The sequence below is a fragment of the Akkermansia sp. KLE1798 genome (assembly GCF_001580195.1).
In the GTDB taxonomy this organism is placed as follows: domain Bacteria; phylum Verrucomicrobiota; class Verrucomicrobiia; order Verrucomicrobiales; family Akkermansiaceae; genus Akkermansia; species Akkermansia biwaensis.
In genome coordinates, this window is record NZ_KQ971099.1 from 102577 (window position 1) to 119970 (window position 17394).

The 17394-nt window shown below is 56.8% G+C and carries 13 protein-coding genes; 5 read left to right on the forward strand and 8 right to left on the reverse strand.

The features are described from left to right. Positions 1–10: 10 nt before the first annotated feature. From HMPREF3039_RS12590 to HMPREF3039_RS12600, 3 genes are all read right to left on the reverse strand, one after another. Positions 11–3226, reverse strand: coding sequence for an efflux RND transporter permease subunit (locus HMPREF3039_RS12590; protein ID WP_067572533.1), 3216 nt, complete (start codon positions 3224–3226; stop codon positions 11–13). A 62-nt stretch (positions 3227–3288) separates the two neighbouring features. After that, positions 3289–4554 carry an efflux RND transporter periplasmic adaptor subunit gene (locus HMPREF3039_RS12595; protein ID WP_067572535.1) on the reverse strand — a complete coding sequence of 422 codons (1266 nt, stop codon included), beginning with the start codon at positions 4552–4554 and terminating at the stop codon, positions 3289–3291. 227 nt (positions 4555–4781) lie between these two features. Next, complete coding sequence (locus tag HMPREF3039_RS12600) at positions 4782–6953, reverse strand: M3 family metallopeptidase (RefSeq protein WP_167506813.1); 2172 nt, start codon at positions 6951–6953, stop codon at positions 4782–4784. A gap of 120 nt (positions 6954–7073) precedes the next feature. Here HMPREF3039_RS12600 and cimA point away from each other — a divergent pair, with 120 nt between their 5' ends. Further along, complete coding sequence (gene cimA, locus HMPREF3039_RS12605; RefSeq protein ID WP_067572539.1) at positions 7074–8708, forward strand: citramalate synthase; 1635 nt, start codon at positions 7074–7076, stop codon at positions 8706–8708. A 98-nt stretch (positions 8709–8806) separates the two neighbouring features. Here cimA and HMPREF3039_RS12610 read toward each other — a convergent pair whose 3' ends face one another. From HMPREF3039_RS12610 to HMPREF3039_RS12620, 4 genes are all read right to left on the reverse strand, one after another. Next, positions 8807–9634 carry a hypothetical protein gene (locus HMPREF3039_RS12610; protein ID WP_067982766.1) on the reverse strand — a complete coding sequence of 276 codons (828 nt, stop codon included), beginning with the start codon at positions 9632–9634 and terminating at the stop codon, positions 8807–8809. Between the two features lie 491 nt (positions 9635–10125). Then, complete coding sequence (locus HMPREF3039_RS13945; RefSeq protein WP_147550191.1) at positions 10126–10326, reverse strand: hypothetical protein; 201 nt, start codon at positions 10324–10326, stop codon at positions 10126–10128. Continuing rightward, on the reverse strand, positions 10307–10657 hold the full coding sequence (locus HMPREF3039_RS12615; protein ID WP_067952177.1) for a hypothetical protein: 351 nt from the start codon (positions 10655–10657) through the stop codon (positions 10307–10309). The genes HMPREF3039_RS13945 and HMPREF3039_RS12615 overlap by 20 nt, the downstream gene beginning before the upstream one ends. Before the next feature lie 351 nt (positions 10658–11008). After that, positions 11009–12055 (reverse strand): hypothetical protein, encoded by a 1047-nt coding sequence (locus HMPREF3039_RS12620; RefSeq protein WP_067952180.1) that lies wholly within the window; start codon positions 12053–12055, stop codon positions 11009–11011. A gap of 92 nt (positions 12056–12147) precedes the next feature. On the opposite strand from HMPREF3039_RS12620, the gene HMPREF3039_RS14440 reads away from it, so the two are divergent. The 3 genes from HMPREF3039_RS14440 to HMPREF3039_RS12635 all read left to right on the forward strand — a co-directional run bounded on the left by HMPREF3039_RS14440 (position 12148) and on the right by HMPREF3039_RS12635 (position 15336). Continuing rightward, positions 12148–12510, forward strand: coding sequence for a hypothetical protein (locus HMPREF3039_RS14440; RefSeq protein WP_231863936.1), 363 nt, complete (start codon positions 12148–12150; stop codon positions 12508–12510). A 234-nt stretch (positions 12511–12744) separates the two neighbouring features. Further along, complete coding sequence (locus HMPREF3039_RS12630) at positions 12745–13821, forward strand: Mrp/NBP35 family ATP-binding protein (protein WP_067572545.1); 1077 nt, start codon at positions 12745–12747, stop codon at positions 13819–13821. Positions 13822–13986: 165 nt separating this feature from the next. Then, entirely contained in the window at positions 13987–15336 is a 1350-nt protein-coding gene (locus HMPREF3039_RS12635) for an MATE family efflux transporter (RefSeq protein WP_197483331.1), read from the forward strand. Between the two features lie 30 nt (positions 15337–15366). Here the strand turns inward: HMPREF3039_RS12635 and HMPREF3039_RS12640 are convergent, their stop codons facing one another. After that, positions 15367–15981, reverse strand: coding sequence for a hypothetical protein (locus HMPREF3039_RS12640; RefSeq protein WP_067572547.1), 615 nt, complete (start codon positions 15979–15981; stop codon positions 15367–15369). Positions 15982–16284: 303 nt separating this feature from the next. Between HMPREF3039_RS12640 and HMPREF3039_RS12645 the strand changes: the two genes are divergently transcribed. Further along, positions 16285–17379: a sugar kinase gene (locus HMPREF3039_RS12645; protein ID WP_067572549.1), complete on the forward strand. Its 1095-nt coding sequence runs from the start codon at positions 16285–16287 to the stop codon at positions 17377–17379. Positions 17380–17394 lie beyond the last annotated feature (15 nt).

Sequence of the window (17394 nt, forward strand, 5' to 3'; positions counted from 1 at the left end):
GGGGGCCTTGTCAGCCTTTCAGTGATTCATGGGCTTCATGAAAGAGGTGCTTGCGGGCGATGATTTCATCCGGATCATCCGTTTCCACGGTCTTCCGGGCGATGCGCACGCGGAAGAGCTTCATGATGAAGTAGAAGGAACACGGAATGAGGAAGATGCCCACGACTGTCGCCATCGTCATCCCGGCGATCACCACGATCCCGATGATGTTGCGGGAGTAGGCGCCGGAACCGGAGGCGATGGCCAGCGGCACGCAGCCCAGGATGAAGGCGAAGGAGGTCATCAGGATGGGGCGCAGGCGGATTCTGGCCGCGGAAAGCGTAGCTTCCATCAGCGTCTTGCCGCGCTCCATTTCAATGACCGCGAATTCCACGATCAGAATGGCGTTCTTGGCCGCCAGGCCGATGAGCATCACCAGGCCGATCTGGGCGTACAGGTTCAGTTCATAGCCGAACCAGTACAGGCCGAGGAAGGCGCCCAGGGCCGCAATCGGCACCGTCATGAAAATACTGAGCGGAAGGGCCCAGCGTTCATACAGGGCCGCCAGGATCAGGAACACGAAGATGGAGGAGAGCATGAAAATCTGCACGATGTTGATGCCGTTCTGGATTTTCTGTTCCTGATAGCTCATGTCCGCGTAACTGTAGCCCATGTCCGTGGGCATGCAGGCCTCGAACGTTTTTTGCAGGGCCTCCATAGCCTGGGAGTTGGAGAAGCCCATGGCCGGAGTGACCATGAGTTTGGATGAGTTGTACAGGTTCTGGCGCAGCAGGAATTCCGGTCCCTTGGTATCCGTGATCTTGACGAGCGTGGAGAGGGGTACGGAACTGCCCGTGTCGTTCTTCACGTAGAAGTTCTTGAGCATGTCCGTTCCGTTCCGGTCGTCGCCCTGGGCCTGGATGTACACCTGCCATTGCTGGCCGTACAGCGTGATGTAGTTGATGAACAGGGAGCCCATGTACGCCTGGAGCAGGTTGTTGGCCTCGCTGATGCTGACGCCCAGCGTGGCGCATTTTTCCTCGTCCAGCCGCACGTCCTGTTGGTCCACGGCAAAGGACATGACGCTGCGCACGCTGCCGTTATGGAGAGGATCGAAAATCGAAAGCTTGCTGGCCTCCTTCACGAAGATGTCCGTCTGTTCGGCCAGGTATTCCGTTCCCTTGCCGTCGCGGTCTTCCAGCATGAAGGTGACGCCGTTGGCGGAACCCACCCCCGCAATGGCCGGAGGCTGGAAGCACATGGTGACGCCTTCGGAAACCTTGGTGCTCAACAGTCTGTTCAGCTCCGCGGTAATCGCCTTGGCGCTCTGGTCCGGATTGGGGCGTTCCTCCCAGGGCTTCAGCATCACAAAGAAGAAGGCGTTGTTCGTGCTCTGCACGCCGGTAAGAAGGCTGAACCCGGAAATGGCGATCACGTCCTTGACGTTCGGATTTTGCCGGATCAGTTCGCTGACCTTGTCCGCGGCGGCGGTCGTGAGCTGGAGGGAGCGCGCTTCCGGCATGATCAGGGCGGAAAACAGGTAGCCCTGGTCTTCGTCCGGCAGGAAGCCGTTCGGAATGTGCTTGGCTACGGGGATGATGGCGTACGCGATCAGGGCCAGCAGGGGAATGGAAATGATGAGCTTCCTGGTCAGGAAGTGGCATATCTTCGTGTAGCCGCTGGCGGTGGCGTCATAGCCCCTGTTGAAGACGCGGTAGAAGAATTTCAGGGGGCCGCCCTTGTTCGGGTCCTTGGGCTTGAGCAGGATGGCGGACAGGGCCGGCGAGAGCGTCAGCGCGTTGAACGCGGAAATCAGCATGGAAATGGCGATGGTCACGGCAAACTGCTGGAAGAGCGTGCCCGTAATGCCGGGAAGGAGCAGGGACGGCAGGAACACCGCCGCCAATACGAGAGCGATGGCGATAACCGGGCCGGACACTTCCTCCATGGCGGCGAAGGCCGCCTGGCGCGGCGTCAGGCCGCGCTCCATGTGGGATTCCACGGCTTCCACCACCACGATGGCGTCATCCACCACCAGGCCGATGGCCAGTACCATGCCCATCAGGCAGATGGTGTTCAGCGTGAAACCCAGCAGCGGGAACAGCGCGAAGGTGGCGATGATGGAGACCGGCACGGCGATGGCGGGAATCAGGGTGGCGCGCCAGCCCTGCAGGAAGACGAATACCACCAGCACCACGAGGAGGAGGGCTTCCACCAGCGTGTGCTCGATTTCCACAATGGAGGCGCGCACGGCCAGCGTGGTGTCCAGCGTCATGTTGTATTCCATGCCGGGCGGGAAGCTGCGGGAACGTTCTTCAAAAAGCTTTTTCAGGGCGTCCACCGTATTGATGGCGTTGGAGCCGGGGGCCGCGTACACGGCGATGGCGCCGGAATCCTTCCCGTTGTACTTGCTGGATACGTTGTAGGTCTGGGAACCCAGTTCCACCTTGGCGATGTCCTTCAGGTAGAGCAGCTTGTTTCCGTTGGCACGGATGATGATGTCGCCGAATTCCTCAGCGGTCTTCAGGCGTCCCTTGGTCTGGATGCTGTACGTGAATTCCGTTCCGGGAGGCGCCGGTTCCGCGCCGATCTGGCCGGCGGGAATCACGGTATTCTGTTCGCGGATGGCGGCCTGAACTTCTCCCACGGAGATGTTTTGGGCGGCCATCTTGGTGGTGTCCAGCCAGATGCGCATGGCATAGCGGCCCGCGCCGAACACCTGCACGTCGCCCACGCCGGGGACGCGCTTGACGGGGTCCACCAGGCTCACGTAAGCGTAATTGCTCAGGAAAATGGCGTTCAGGCTGTCATCCGGGGAGTACAGGTTGAGCACGGCCAGCGGGCTGCCCGTGGACTGGGTGATGGTGATGCCCATCTGGGCCACTTCCGACGGGAGCTGGGCGGTGGCCTGGCCGTAGCGCATGTAGGCCAGCGTCTGGTCCATGTTCGGGTCCGTCCCTACTTCAAAGACGATGCTCAGGGAGCAGATGCCGTTGTTGGCATTCGTGGAAGTCATGTAATCCATGCCCACCACGCCGGAAATGGACTGTTCCAGAGGGGAGGCTACGGAGTTGGCCACCGTTTCCGCATTGGCGCCCGGATAGGTCGCCTGCATCTTGATGGTGGGCGGGACGATGTTCGGGTACTGCTCGATGGGGAGCCCCAGCAGGGCCAGGCCGCCGAGCAGGATCATCACGATCGAAATGACGATGGCGATGGTCGGGTGTTTGATGAAAAAGCTGGACATGGTGTTAGATCATGGAATTGCGCGGAAGAGCGGCGGGGAATGCGGCTTCTCCGGAAAGAATGTTATTTGGAGGCCGGCTGGGCGTTGTCGTGGTGCATGCCTTCCGGAGTTTTGGCCTTTTCAAAGGACTGGGCGCCTACGGAGGGCATGACGGGCTGGGAGACGACATGCTTGTAGGGAGTCGGGTTGACAGGGGCTTGTCCCTGCAATCTGGCGGCCTGCTGAATGCCTTCCACCACAATGGGGCTGTCCTTCGTGAACGTGGAATTGGGCATCGGAATAATGTCGATCACCTGCATGCCGTCAACGACGGGTCCGGTCTGCACCACCTGCATGTGGGGAATGTTCTTGTCGTCCAGATAGACGATGAACTTGGCGCTCTGGGTGGACAGGATGGAGCGTGGCGGAACCAGCGTGGCGTTTTTCAAGGTTTTCACGGTGGCCTGGATGCGGACGAACATGCCGGGACGCAGGATCAGATTCGGGTTGGGAATATGGCCGACGACGTTGATGGTGGCCGTCTGGGTGTCCACGTTGCGGTCGGCCGCCACGGAGTAGCCTTGCTGGGGGTAAAGGGTGCCGTTGGGAAGGATGACGTTGAATTTGAACCCCTTTTTACCGTTGGAACTTTCATCCAGGGAACTGAGGTCCAGGAAATCCTTGTCGCTGGGGTTGAAGTCCACGCGGATGGGGTCAATGGCGGAAATTGTGGTCAGCGGCGTGGGGCTGGAGGGAGTGAGCAGGTTGCCGATGGAGGGAGTCGCCAGACCGGCCAGGCCGGAAATGGGGGCCGTAATCGTCGTGAACTTGAGGTTGATCCTGGCCTGGTCCACCTGCGCCTTGGCCGTGGCGATGGCGGCTTCCGTTTCCTGAACCTGCTGCAGGGCGTCGTCCAGCTGCTTGCGGCTGACGGACCCGGACTTGACCAGCGGCGTATAGCGTTCCACGTCCAGCTGGTATTTCTTCAGTGTGGCTTCGTACTGCTCCAGGCGCCCCTGGGCCTGTTCCAGTGTTGCCTGGAAGGGGCGCGGGTCAATCTGGAAAAGCGTCTGGCCCTTCTTGACGTAGGCGCCGTCCTTGTAGTCCTTGGAAAGAAGGTAGCCCGTCACCTGGGAGCGGATTTCCGCGTCTTCCGTGCCGCGCAGGTTGCCTATCCATATCGCCTTGATCGGCACGTCTTCGGTCACCAGCTTGGTTACCTGCACGTCGGGAACGAGAGCCTGCGGTTGGCCGGCGCCGGCATCCTTTTTTTCACAGGAACTTAAAATTATTACCGGAGAGCACAGGAGAATGGTTGTGGCGGCAATCGTCAAAGGCTTGTTGTACATAAATGAACGCGGTTGTTTACAAACTGGATTGCCGAAAAGTGCGGCAAGTCGCACGAATTTTGCTTCTTTTTTGCCGAAAGTCAACGCAAAGATATGTCCTCTCCTATGCGAAATATACGTAACATTATTATAATGAATAAATAAAATAATTGAACAAATGTATAATATGTTGTTCCTTGCCGTGATGATGACAGAGAGAGCGGCGAATGGCGGTTTTCCGCTTGTATTCAGGAGGCCAGCCGTCTTTTGCGGAGCATGGCGTCCATGTTCGGCTTTCTCCCCATGAAATCGGTGAACTGCTGCATGGGTGGGACCGTGAATCCCTTTTCCAGGATGGCTTTCCGGAATTTTCCGGCGGTTTCCCTGTTCAGCAATCCCGAATGTTCGAAAGCCTCGAAAATGTCCTTGTCCAGAACCTCCGCCCAGCGGTAGGAGAAATAAAAGGAGGCATAGCCGGAAGAAGAGGCGAACAAATGGCGCGCCGTCCTCAGCCTGCCGGCCTGCCTGCAATCCTTGAAATACTCCAGGTCTCCCGCCACGATGGAATCCGCATCATCCAGGGAGCCTGCCGCCAACCGTTCCGGCTCCATGTGGACGGCCAGGTCCGTTTTCGCATACAGAAGCTGTGAAACCAGCGTGATGGCGGGCGTGTTGCCGCGGGATTCCTCCAGGGAGCGCAGCATGTTTTCCGGGATGGGCTGTCCCGTTCTTTCATGCCGGGCGAAACTTCTCAAAATATCAGGATGGGAACACCAGTTTTCCATGAACTGGGAGGGGACTTCCACGAAGTCCCGCGGAACGTTGGTGCCGGACAGGGAAGGGATGGAAACCCGGGAAAACATCAGATGCAGCAGATGGCCGAATTCATGGAAAAGAATCCTGACCTCCCTGTGGGAAAGAAGAACCGGTTCCCCATCCGCGGGGTTCTGCACATTCAGGCAGACCATTCCCAGGCGCGGTTTGCCGGGCCTGCCGTCCGCAGGCGGTGCGCCTGCATCCAGCGGTGACATCCACGCTCCGGCCCGCTTGTTGCTGCGGGCGAAAATATCCAGGTAAAAATACCCCAGCCGTTCTTCCTTGCCGTCGTCAATGGCGAAAAAGCGGACGTCCGGATTCCAGACCTCCGCCTCTCCGCCTTTTTCCGGCCCGGAAATGCCGGTCGATGGCTTCCGGACAGGAAGCTCCGTTACGCGGATGCCGTACAATTGTTCCGCCACGCCAAAGAGTCCGGCCATGACGCGGGGAAGGGGGAAATAATGCCGCAGTTCTTCCCGGTCCAGGTGGAAGCGCTCTTCCGCCTGGAGATTGGCGTAGTAAGCCGTGTCCCAGGGGTGCAGGCGGGCCTCTTTATTCCCCGTAAGCTGTGCCTTGGCTTGGCGCAGGGACTCCATTTCCCTGAAAAACGGCTCCTTCACCCTGTCCAGAAGTCCGTTGACGAACCGCATGGCCTCTTCTCCGTTTCCGGCCATGCTCTGTTGCAGCGCATAATCGGAATATGTCCTGTAGCCGCACAACTGCGCTTTCTCGCTGCGCAGGGAAAGCATTTGCCTGACGACCGGTTCCGTGTCGTAGCTGTGCGTAGCCAGGGTTTGAAGATGTTCCCACAAATCCTTGCGGATTTTTTCACTCCGCACCTTCTCCATCACCCGTCCGGCAGCGGCGGAATCCAGGGTGAACGTCCAGCCGGGGCCGGGTTCTCCGGGATGGCGGGAACGGAATTCCTGCGCCGCCTGTCGCAGCGTTGTTCGGCTCAGGCCGTCCAGGGCGTTGGCGTCGCGTACCGTCCAGCTCCAGTTCTTCCGGGCGTCCATGTACAGATTGTTGAAACGCTGGGCACACAGGGCCAGCTCCCTGTCAATGACTTCCAGCCTGGCTCGCTTTCCGGGCGGCAGGTCCGCCCCGTTGTCCCGGAAACTCTGCATGCACAGTTCCATGTAACGTTTTCTTTCAGGGTCCGCAACCGCATCGCTCAGCCGGACATGGGCGGTTTTCAGGGTATTCCACAAGGACTGGTTTTTGGTGAGGGAAGAATGGAACGCGACTGCGAGCGGGGTGGCCTCATCCATGGCCTTCCGGATGGAATCGCTGTCGCACAGGCTTTTCAGGGCATATGCCTTGGCCATCGGCTCCGTCAGGGAAACATTGACCTCTTCCAGTGCGCCGAACGTATTTTCATACGTTATTTCTTCCGGAGCGGTGCGGCAGATCCGATCCACTGCTTCATGGGCGCGCCGTATGGCTTCCTTCATGTCCGGCTGCAGGCGCTCCGCTGCCAGGGCGCTCCAGCGGATGGGGCGTGAAGTATCCAGAAAGGGATGGGCCGGAGACGCGGCAATGCAGGGAACCAAGCCGGAAAGGATCAGTGGAAGAAAAGCGCGGAACAGGCGGATGCGGAACATGTGTTTCACTTTAATGAATGCCTTCCCTTCATTCAAGCTCCGCGCTTTTTGTGTCTGCAAACGGCGGGAGGCCGGGACCGCCCTTGAATGCTGGCCCCTTTGCATGTATGAAGAAATGCGATGCCTACCAAAATCCATCTCTACGACACCACGCTGCGCGACGGAGCGCAAAGCGAAGACGTGAACCTGAGCGCAACGGACAAGGTCCGGATCGCCCGCCAGCTGGATTATCTGGGTATGGACTACATTGAGGGAGGCTGGCCCGGCGCCAACCCCGTGGAGACGGAATTCTTCAAGGCCATGCGGAAGGTGGAGCTCAAGAACGCCAAACTGGCCGCGTTCGGCAGCACGCACCATCCGGCGCGGACGCCGGAGACGGACCCCACCCTGAACGCCCTGGTATCCTGCGGAGCGCAGGTGGCCACCATCTTCGGCAAATCGTGCCCCCGCCACGTGGAAGTGGCGCTCGGCATCTCCAGGGAGCGCAATCTGGAAATCATCGGGGACTCCGTGGCCTTCCTCAAAAAGCATTTGACGGAAGTCTTCTTTGACGCGGAACACTTTTTCGACGGGTTCAAGCGGGACGCCGAATACGCCCTCAGCGTTCTTCAGGCCGCCCATGAACACGGCGCGGACTGCCTCATTTTGTGCGATACCAACGGCGGCACGATGCCGGAGGAAACAGGCTCCATCATCAGGACGGTGAAGGAACGCCTGCCCGGCGCCGTCCTGGGCATCCACGCCCACAACGACTGCGAGCTGGCCGTGGCCAACAGCCTGGCAGCCGTCATGAACGGCGCCGTACAGGTACAGGGCACGGTCAACGGCATCGGGGAACGCTGCGGGAACGCCAACTTGTGTTCCGTGATACCCAATCTTCAACTGAAAATGGGCGGCTTTTCCTGTCTGAGCGAGATTTCCCTGACGCGCCTCAAATCCACGGCGGCCTTTGTTTCGGAAGTGTCCAACCTGGCTCCCTTCCGGCGGCAGCCCTTTGTCGGGAACTCCGCCTTCGCCCACAAGGGCGGTGTGCACGTGAGCGCCATCATGAAAGACTCCGCCCTTTACGAGCACATGGACCCTTCCCTGGTAGGGAACGCGCAGCGCGTGCTGATGACGGAGCAGGGGGGAAAAAGCAACATTCTTTCCCTTTCCCGCACGCTGGGCTTTGAACTGGAAAAGGGAGACCCGGTGCTGGATGTCCTTTCCGCCGCCGTGAAGAAAAACGCCGCCCTGGGGTACGACTACGTGGCCGCCCCGGCCAGTGCGGAACTGCTCTTCCTGCGCCATATGCCGGACAAGGCGCTGAAACCCTACTTCAACATCCTGCGCACCGTCGTTCTTACCTCCCGCCATGAAATGGACCCGGACATGATGGTGGAAGCCTCCCTTAAAATAGACGTGCACGGCAACGTGGAACATACCGCCGCGGGCGGCTTTGGTCCCGTGCATGCGCTGGACCGCGCCCTGCGGCGCGCCCTCACGCGCTGGTATCCGGAACTGGAGCAGATGCACCTGATTGACTATAAGGTGCGCGTTCTTTCCCCCACGCGGACGAATATTCCGGATGCCGCGGAGGAAAACGGCACCGGCTCCAACGTTCGCGTCCTCATTGAATCGTCGGACGGCGTAGCCACCTGGACCACGGTAGGCGTTTCCTACAACATCATTGAGGCCAGCCTGGAAGCCCTGGCGGATGCCGTGATCTACAAGCTCTACAAAACGGAGCAGGCCAGATGGCGTGCGGAATGCTGATGAACGGCGCTTCCTCCGGGGAGCTGGAAGCTGTTTTGTGTTGGTTGAAGTGCAAGCTGGCATCCCGACAGAAGAGGAAGGGATGCCCCTGATAAAATTCATTTAAATTTTACTTCATCCGGCGTGGGCATGTTTTCTGGAAGTTCAAAGGGAGGAATGGCGGGCCAATCGTAATGAAGCGGAGGGGATGTCTGTTCCGTGGTCAGGGGACGGCTTTCAGGTTGAAAATGAAGTACTTGCCTAATAGATGGGAATTCAGTTGCATAACAATGATTGTTAACATCGTACATCAATGTCCAGTTAACGGTTGAAAAAATGCCGTACCGTTTGTTTGTTCCATGTTGATCCCTTCTGGTGTATTCGCCCAACAAGGCTATTCCTTGGACAACCACGCATAAATACGGGCGGCTTCCCAGGCTTACAGGTTGTTGCCGCCCATTGCGGAAGATAAGTTCCTGGTTGAATGGAATGATCAGAACTGGAAGCCATCCGCAGGAGCCGGGCCATTCCGGGAACGTGGACAAATACTTCCATTCCCGCTGGACGACTGGCAGTTGATTTCTCGTGACCATCCATAAATAATCCCGGCAAAGAGGCAATTTTAACATCATCCGTAATAAATGGGGAGGCAGAGTATCGCGGTTGTAGGCCTCTATCAATTCCTCGCCGCAGTCGCGTATAAAACTCAATTCCCAAAGCTGGGAGGCCAAGTCCAGGCTCCGTTCCGTTTCACACCATTCCACCAGCTGCCGGTAGCTGCAGATATGGCTGACCGCCTCCCGGTTGATCTCCACCCATACCGTCTTGTTATTTGAAGACGGCATGGAGAACAAATTCACCCCGGCATGGACTTGCTGAAGAAGCGTCAACCCTAAAAGAAGGCGATAAATGGAAATACCGGGACGGCAAGTAAATATCCTTTTCATTTTTCTCTTTCTTTTCCCTTCTTCAGAAATTTGATATTGATGTAAACCAATAAATATGAATATTCATGTTAAAAATACGGGACCTATCTACTTGATTAACCATATGATGAGAAATCCTTGTAACAACAAGGCTGTTCGAGGCAAATGTGCGATTCTTGCCGGTTACCTTTCCATGCACCGGATTTGTTGTAAAAGGGAAAGGTCGTTTGCTGAATGGTTAATCAAGTATATAGGTCCCAAAATTTTAATAAAAATCATAAGCTATAAATCCATCTCGGCAACTAAAATAGAAACAATCGAAATCAGAATCCACGAAAATCCGTATATATTATTATTTTTTCTAAATACCAGAAAAAATCCTAATGACATTGAAAATAAAGAAAGAATGTAAATTATATACGAAAAGAGAAGCCGTGCCTCCAAATCACTATCTTTGATAAGAATTTTTCCAATGACTAAACAACAAGGATATATAATAAGGTAACCCCATTTCATTTGATAACCCAATTTCTCTCTACTGGTTGCATTTTTACATCTGTTCTGGCAGCTTCATCTACCATCCAATTTAAAACTACATCGTTCGTGGCTCCTGCATCTCCATGAGTACTATTTTCCAATTGAACAGGAGTTAAATTTGTTGAATTTTGATCCGGTTTTATATGTTGAAGTAATTTAACTTTTCTTCCGTTCAAGAATGATGCAAAAAGTATCACTGTTTTTCTTTTGAAAAGTTAAAATTTGAAGTTCTTGATCAGGCGCAACGGAATATTGCTTTGTTTCCTGCTTTCCTTCATGAGTCCAGAATGCGTTTGATATAGAGCCGGAAGAAGATATCCACACATAAAACAGATAGGGGCCCGGCTCACCTAAAGTTTCTGAAAATTTCCAGCCTTCCTGTTTTCGCTCTTCCAGAATATCCTTAACAGACGAATGCTGGATGGAGGTTGAATTGGCGGAATGATCACAACATGATAAGATCATAAAAATTCCCAGGAACATAGTTACCATAGATGATATTTTCATGATGGTTTACTGGTTAAGTTGGTATAAAAAGATATGTTCCCGCAGCTTCAAGATCAATCTCCACACCACCATAAGCGGGAATGCCTTCCTGTGTCAATTCAAGTCGGATTTCGATTTCACGCTGTCCGGTTTCACCTGTCCAAGAATAGTGACGTTATAATGCCTTTTCGTGGTCAGGGCGGCTTCTGAGGGATGCTTTTGCGTAGTGATGAGGGCCGATCAGGGTTGAAAAGACCGGATATTCGAGTTGATGTTGAAGCAGCTACGCAAGTCCCCGCCGATGCCGTACCCCGCAAGCTCCGGAGGACGAAGCAGGTTAGTTGGCGTGCGGAACGCTGCCGCTACGGTGGGTTACATGGATGCCGCCCCCGTTTCGGAAACATATTCGGAACCGTGGTACAGCAGTTTGCCATCCTTGATACTGAAGTACAAATCCGCATACCAGGCGTCGGCATGATAACTGATGAACAGCAGCGGCCTTCCTTCCTCGCATCCGTGAAACCAGTTTTTCAGGGCATCAGAGAAAACAATAATGCTGGAGCATCCCTGTTCGACAGTACCCCGCGTCAGGGTGCACGGCACCATCCTGCCCTGGATGTCCATGTACCATTGCTGGCGGTCCTTTTTGGCAAACAGGGACAGGGCGTGCATGTTCCCGTCCCGCTCGCACGCAATGTCCCACTGGTGGGCGTACGGCGGCCGTTCACCGTCTTCCAGGTCTCTTCTCGTTTCCCTGCACAGTGCGGGAGGTTGGACTGCTTCCATATAGACTTCCGGTTGGGAGGAAGTTACAAGCCCTGTCCATCCGGGATTGATGGAGGAAACGCTTTCGGCGGCCTGTTCGGGCGTAAATGTGCGGATGCCCTCGCTGCAAGGCACGGGCAGGGAGTAAAAGGGAGGAGGCGTTTTTTCTGTTTTACTTCTCCTTAACGCCTCCTTTTCTTTCCTGCTTCCCATGGGCGGCAGGAGGATTCCCTGTTCGGGATCGGGAAGCCGGAAAAATTTCCTTTCCGGGGGCTGTCCGGCATTGGGAATGAATTTAGGCCGTAAGCCGGCAGGAAGCGCCGTCAGGCTCATGGAGATGGCTATCCCCATGAGCGGAAGGAGGTAGAGGGTGAAAAACAACCCCCGTGATTTTTTGTACACGAGGAACCAATTGAAAAAACACACCATGAACACCAGTACCGACAGCGAAATAATCAACAGGAAAGTTTCATCAAGACGCAATGTTCTGGGAATGAGCAGGAACACGCCCCCGAAGAACAGGTACGCGAAAAGGAGATAGCTGGCAATGCATTTGCTCATGCCGTATTCGCTGCCCTGGAAAAACAGGTCGAATGAGATGATCTTCAGAAACAGGCTGGAACCTCGGTTGCCTTCTTTCCTGTGCTGGTCCATGATTCTATCCTGTAACTCATTTGTTCTTTTAAGTCAATCGGGTTGGAGGCGCAAGCCCAGCCGTTTTTATAGTCAGCCGGTCTTTCCGGAAAATGAATGCGGAAGTGCGGATGGAGGAAATGGCGGTATTTTCCCAGTTTCCGCCCGGCGGCCGCATCTGCCAGGGGGCAAATAAAACATTGACCGGCCGGGAGGGAAGTTTTATTCTGAAAGCCTCATTCAACCGGAGGAAGATTACAGCCGTGGAGGACGATATCATTTGTACAGAAAAAATCATTGCCGAACGCAAGACGTTCTTTCTTGATCTCAAGCAGAATGCGCGCGGCAAAGTGGTGCGTATTACGGAAAAGGTGAGTTCCAACAGGGACCGGATCATGGTGCCTGCGGAGATCCTTGACGACTTCATTGCCGCTCTCCAGGACATCCGGGAGACGATGAAGCAGCAGGGGGAATAAAGGCTCTTTCTTTTCTTTCAACCGTGCGGGACAGTTTCTGTCCCGTATTTTTTGATGCCCCCGGGCGGAGAGGCAGGCCGACAGACAAAAATCATTTTGTCTGAATTAGGCGTTGTCAAAAATAAAAAAGGGAGTACTTTTGCTCCCCGGTTTTTGCCGTTCCCTTTCTGTATTCCGGCGCCTATTGCGTCCCGGAGACGATATGTTTATTGCAACCATTAGTATTTCAGACACATGACGACACAACAGGAATTGACTCCGGAGCTGATACGGGCCGCGCTGACCACGGTTAAATTCCCGGGTTTCAGCCGCGACATCGTATCGTTCGGCCTCGTGAAGAAGATCGACATTGACGCCGAGAATAACGTCACGATCGATCTGGTGGTGGAAAGCAAGAATGCGGACATTCCCCGTTATATTTTTGAAGGCGTTCATGGCGTGATGAAGCACCTGCCCGGCGTGAAGCATTGCGACGTAAACATCGAACACAAGGCTCCGGAAGCCCGCAAGGGCATCAACGACGACCCCTCCTCCTGGAAGTCCTCCGTTCCCGGCGCAAAGCACGTGATCGCCGTGGCGTCCGGCAAGGGCGGCGTGGGCAAGTCCACCGTTTCCGCCAACCTGGCGGTGGCCCTGAGCAGGCTGGGATATTCCGTAGGGCTCGTGGACCTGGACATTTACGGTCCTTCCATGGCCCTGATGTTCGGCACCAAGGAAAGGCCCGGCGCCAATGAGAACGACGAATTCCTGCCCGTCACGGCCCACGGGGTGAAGCTTCTTTCCATGGGGCTGCTGATCAATGAAGCCGATCCCGTGGCGGTTCGCGGCCCGCTGGCTACGCGTTACGTCCAGCAGTTCCTGCGCAACGTGGAATGGGGGGACGTGGATTTCCTGATTCTGGACCTGCCTCCGGGCACAGGGGACATTCAGCTCACCATCGTCCAGACGGCTGAACTGGACGGCGTGGTCGTGGTCACTACTCCGCAGGAGGTGGCCCTGATCGACGCCCGCAAGGCGATCGGCCTCTTTGAACGGGTGGAAACCCCCATTCTGGGCGTGGTGGAGAACATGAGCTATTTCCAGTGCCCTTCCGACGGCAAGATTTACCATATCTTTGGCGAAGGCGGCGGCGAGCGGGAGGCCGCCAAGCTGGGCGTGCCTCTTCTCGGCAAAATTCCCCTGGACATGGCCACCCGTTCCGGCGGGGACGAAGGCCGCCCCGTAGCGTTGGAAGACCCGGAGCAGAATCCGGTTTCCGCGGCATTCCGCCAGGTGGCCGAGCGCTGCGCCCAGGTGGTGCTGAACCGCTGAATGCCCGGACGGGGCAGGAGGCCCCGGACAGGTTTATAATTTTTGTGGAATCGGGCCGGAGTCTCCACTTCCGGCCCGATCTGTCTGCCGGGATGCCCGGAATGTGGAAGGAAAATGATTTTTTATAAGGAAGAGACGATGAAAAGAACGTGGAATTTGCAGGAGATGAAAAAACTGATTCCGCTGGCGCTTCCGGTGCTGGTGGTGAACCTATCCATTGTGGGCATGGGGTGCGTGGACGCCATTGTGGCCGGGAGGGCCGGCGTGACGGACATGGCCGCCGTGGCGCTGGGGTCTTCCGTATATTTGCCCGTGACCCTCTTCGCCTGCGGCGTGCTGATGATCATCGGCCCCGTGATCGCCAACATGCGCGGCAAGAGCCATGAAAGCCGCGTGGGCTACATGACCAACCACGGCCTGTGGCTGGCGCTGATGCTCAGCCTGGTTTCCATGCCGGTCATTTATGCCCTGAGGAACGTGTTCGGCTGGATATCGGATGACGCCGCCATGTGCGAGATGGCCTCCGCCTACATGTTCGCCATCATGTGGGGACTGCCCGCCAACCTGGGATTCGTGGCTCTCAAGAGCCTGAACGAAGGCTCCAACATGACTCGGCCCGCCATGTACGTAGGGATATGCGGCCTGCTGCTCAACATTCCGCTGAACTATATGTTCGTCTTCGGCATGTACGGATTCCCCTGCATGGGTGGCGCGGGCTGCGGCGCGGCCACCGCCGTCATCTTCTACATTGAATTCCTGCTGATGTTTCTGCTGGTGTATTTCAACCCCAAGCACCGCCCGTACCGCAGGCACATCGTTTCCTGGCGGCGTCCCACGCCTTCCGTCATTACGCATCTGGTGCGGCTGGGCGTGCCGATCGGCATTTCCCAGCTGTGCGAGGTGATGCTCTTCTGCGCCGCCGCGCTGGTGCTGGCTCCCCTGGGCAAGACGCAGGTGGCCAGCCACCAGATAGCCGGGAACGTGGGCGGCCTGGTTTTCATGCTGCCCCTGTCCGTGGGGCTGGCGGCTTCCATCCGCGTGGCCTACCATCACGGCAAAAAAAATGTGGCCGGGACCCGGTCCGCCATTCTCTCCGCCTATGTGCTGGTGCTCAGCATCTGCCTGTGCACGATAGGCGGCATCATCCTTTTCCGCGAACAGATCGTGCATCTGTATAACGATTCGGAACTGATTGTCAGCACGGCCTCCGTCCTGCTGATCCTGGCGGCCGCCTACCAGCTCCCGGACTGCCTCCAGGTGCTTTCCGTCGGGGTGCTGAGGGGATTCCGGGATACCGCTTCCATTTCCATCATCACCTTCGTGTCGTACTGGATGGTGGGATTCCCCGTGTGCTACATTCTTGCCCGGACCGACTGGATTGTCCCGGCCATGGGCGCGCGAGGCGTCTGGATAGGGTTCATCGTCGGCCTTACCGTGGCGGCCGTGCTGCTGCTGTGGCGCGTGGTGCGCACCACGCGGCGCGAATTTGTCCTGATGCGGCGGGGCGGGGAGTAATCCTCCCCCGGCGCGGGCGTCCAGGGATGTTTATTTTTCCTGTTCCGCAGAGGATTGTCTCTTTCCGAGCCGTTTCAGGATATCCACGGCTTCCTGCGGGCGAGCCGCTTCCCTGAGTATAACTTTTTTCTTCCCGCCATATTCCAGAATAATGTCTCCGGCGCCGTTCCTGGCCGGATGCAGCCGCACGTTTCTGAGTTTGTGGAAGGAACGGGTATAAATGCTGCATCCTTTGAAAAACAGGGCTGCTTCTCCGGTAATGGCGATCAGGCGGCGGTCCGTCAGCACATAAAGGCTGTTGCGCCGGCTTGTCCGTTCCCGCCAGGGAGCGGAAAGCAGCCTCACGCCGCCGGCCAGGGCCAGCATGGCCGGAATGCCGCCGGCGATAACCCCTGCGAGGGAAAAATAAAGCAGGGAACCGGGAAGCTCTCCTTCCCAAAAATGGCCAGCGTCTTTCCGGACTGCCAGAATAAAGCACCACGGATAGACCAGAAGAATGATGCCGAAGAACATTCGCCTGGCGACGGGAAAAGTCCAGTACCGGTCTGCGGGACGGCTTTTCCATAGAATCCGTTCCCCGGGCTTGAGCTTGCGCGCCAGGAGTTCTTCCGCAGTGGGGATATGGTCGGGGCATCCTCCGTGCATGCCTGATTTATAGCCGGAAAACAATGTGTGTCAATGTTGCGGAGGGCAGGTGCGGGCGCGGCTCATGGCTTCCGCCTGACCTGGGGATGGCGGGCGGCGGGAAACTTTCCGTTTCAAGGGGTCTTTTTCTGAACTGGAGTAATGCAAGCTCTATTCCCTCCCATGATGTAAAGAGGATGTTATTGTTTTTAAAAGATATTGAATGAGAAAGAATTATGAATATCTGGCCTTTTTTCTCCTTTTATCTTGTGAAGGCTCATGATTCGCTGTAGTTTGGAAGCCCTGTACGATTAAGATTTTCACATGTCATTATCCATTAAATCTGAGCAGGAGTGCCGCTGGGATATTGCATCCCTTGGCGAAGTGATGCTGAGGCTGGACCCCGGCGAAGGCCGCATTCATACCACGCGTTCCTTCCGCGTCTGCGAAGGCGGCGGGGAATACAACGTGGCCCGCGGTCTGAGGCGCTGTTTCAGGATGAGGGGCGCCATCGTCACCGCCATCTGCGACAATCCCGTAGGGCGGCTTCTGGAGGACTGCATGCTTCAGGGCGGACTGGACCTGGATTACGTGAAATGGGCCCCCTTTGACGGCATCGGCCGCGACTGCCGCGTGGGCCTGAATTTCACGGAACGCGGCTATGGCGTGCGCGCCGCCGTAGGCTGTTCCGACCGCGGACTGAGCGCCGCCTGCCAGATGAAGCCCGGCGACGTGGACTGGGACGCCCTGTTCGGCAGGGACGGCGTGCGCTGGTTCCATACCGGCGGCATTTATGCGGGACTTTCCGAAACGACGAGCGACGTGGTGCTGGAAGCCGTCCAGGCCGCCCGCAAGCACGGCACGGTCGTTTCCTATGACCTGAACTACCGCCCCTCCTTGTGGAAGAGCATCGGCGGCCAGAAGCGCGCCCAGGAGGTAAACCGGGCCATCGCTCCCTTTGTGGACGTCATGATCGGCAATGAGGAGGACTTCCAGGCGTCCCTGGGCCTTTCCATCGAAGGGGCCACGGAGGATTTCTCCCATATCGACCAGGGTTCCTACCGGCAGATGATCCGCCGCGCAGTGGCGGAATTCGGCTTCAAGGCCGCCGCCACGACATTGCGCGTGGCCCGCACGGCCACCTTCAACGACTGGGCGGCCATGCTGTACTGCGACGGGGAGTTTTATGATTCCATCTCCTTCCCGAATCTGGAAATCCTGGACCGCGTGGGCGGTGGAGATTCCTTCGCCTCCGGCCTGATTTACGGGCTGATGAGCGGGAAGGGCCCCCAGTACGCCGTGAACTGCGGATGCGCCCACGGTGCGCTGGCTATGACCACTCCGGGGGATACCTCCACGGCCTCCCTGGCGGAAGTGGAAAAAGTCATGAAGGGCGGCACCGCCCGCGTGGACCGCTAACCTTTATCTTATCCT

What these genes read in the sequence shown, in the direction of transcription:
- HMPREF3039_RS12630 (WP_067572545.1), top strand. Translation starts at nt 12,745, where the DNA reads ATGACGACACAACAGGAATTGACTCCGGAGCTGATACGGGCCGCGCTG.
- HMPREF3039_RS12590 (WP_067572533.1), bottom strand. Translation starts at nt 3,226, where the DNA reads ATGTCCAGCTTTTTCATCAAACACCCGACCATCGCCATCGTCATTTCG.
- HMPREF3039_RS12620 (WP_067952180.1), bottom strand. Translation starts at nt 12,055, where the DNA reads ATGGACCAGCACAGGAAAGAAGGCAACCGAGGTTCCAGCCTGTTTCTG.
- HMPREF3039_RS12640 (WP_067572547.1), bottom strand. Translation starts at nt 15,981, where the DNA reads ATGCACGGAGGATGCCCCGACCATATCCCCACTGCGGAAGAACTCCTG.
- HMPREF3039_RS12610 (WP_067982766.1), bottom strand. Translation starts at nt 9,634, where the DNA reads ATGAAAAGGATATTTACTTGCCGTCCCGGTATTTCCATTTATCGCCTT.
- HMPREF3039_RS12600 (WP_167506813.1), bottom strand. Translation starts at nt 6,953, where the DNA reads ATGTTCCGCATCCGCCTGTTCCGCGCTTTTCTTCCACTGATCCTTTCC.
- HMPREF3039_RS12595 (WP_067572535.1), bottom strand. Translation starts at nt 4,554, where the DNA reads ATGTACAACAAGCCTTTGACGATTGCCGCCACAACCATTCTCCTGTGC.
- HMPREF3039_RS14440 (WP_231863936.1), top strand. Translation starts at nt 12,148, where the DNA reads ATGAATGCGGAAGTGCGGATGGAGGAAATGGCGGTATTTTCCCAGTTT.
- HMPREF3039_RS12635 (WP_197483331.1), top strand. Translation starts at nt 13,987, where the DNA reads ATGAAAAAACTGATTCCGCTGGCGCTTCCGGTGCTGGTGGTGAACCTA.
- HMPREF3039_RS12615 (WP_067952177.1), bottom strand. Translation starts at nt 10,657, where the DNA reads ATGAAAATATCATCTATGGTAACTATGTTCCTGGGAATTTTTATGATC.
- HMPREF3039_RS12645 (WP_067572549.1), top strand. Translation starts at nt 16,285, where the DNA reads ATGTCATTATCCATTAAATCTGAGCAGGAGTGCCGCTGGGATATTGCA.
- cimA (WP_067572539.1), top strand. Translation starts at nt 7,074, where the DNA reads ATGCCTACCAAAATCCATCTCTACGACACCACGCTGCGCGACGGAGCG.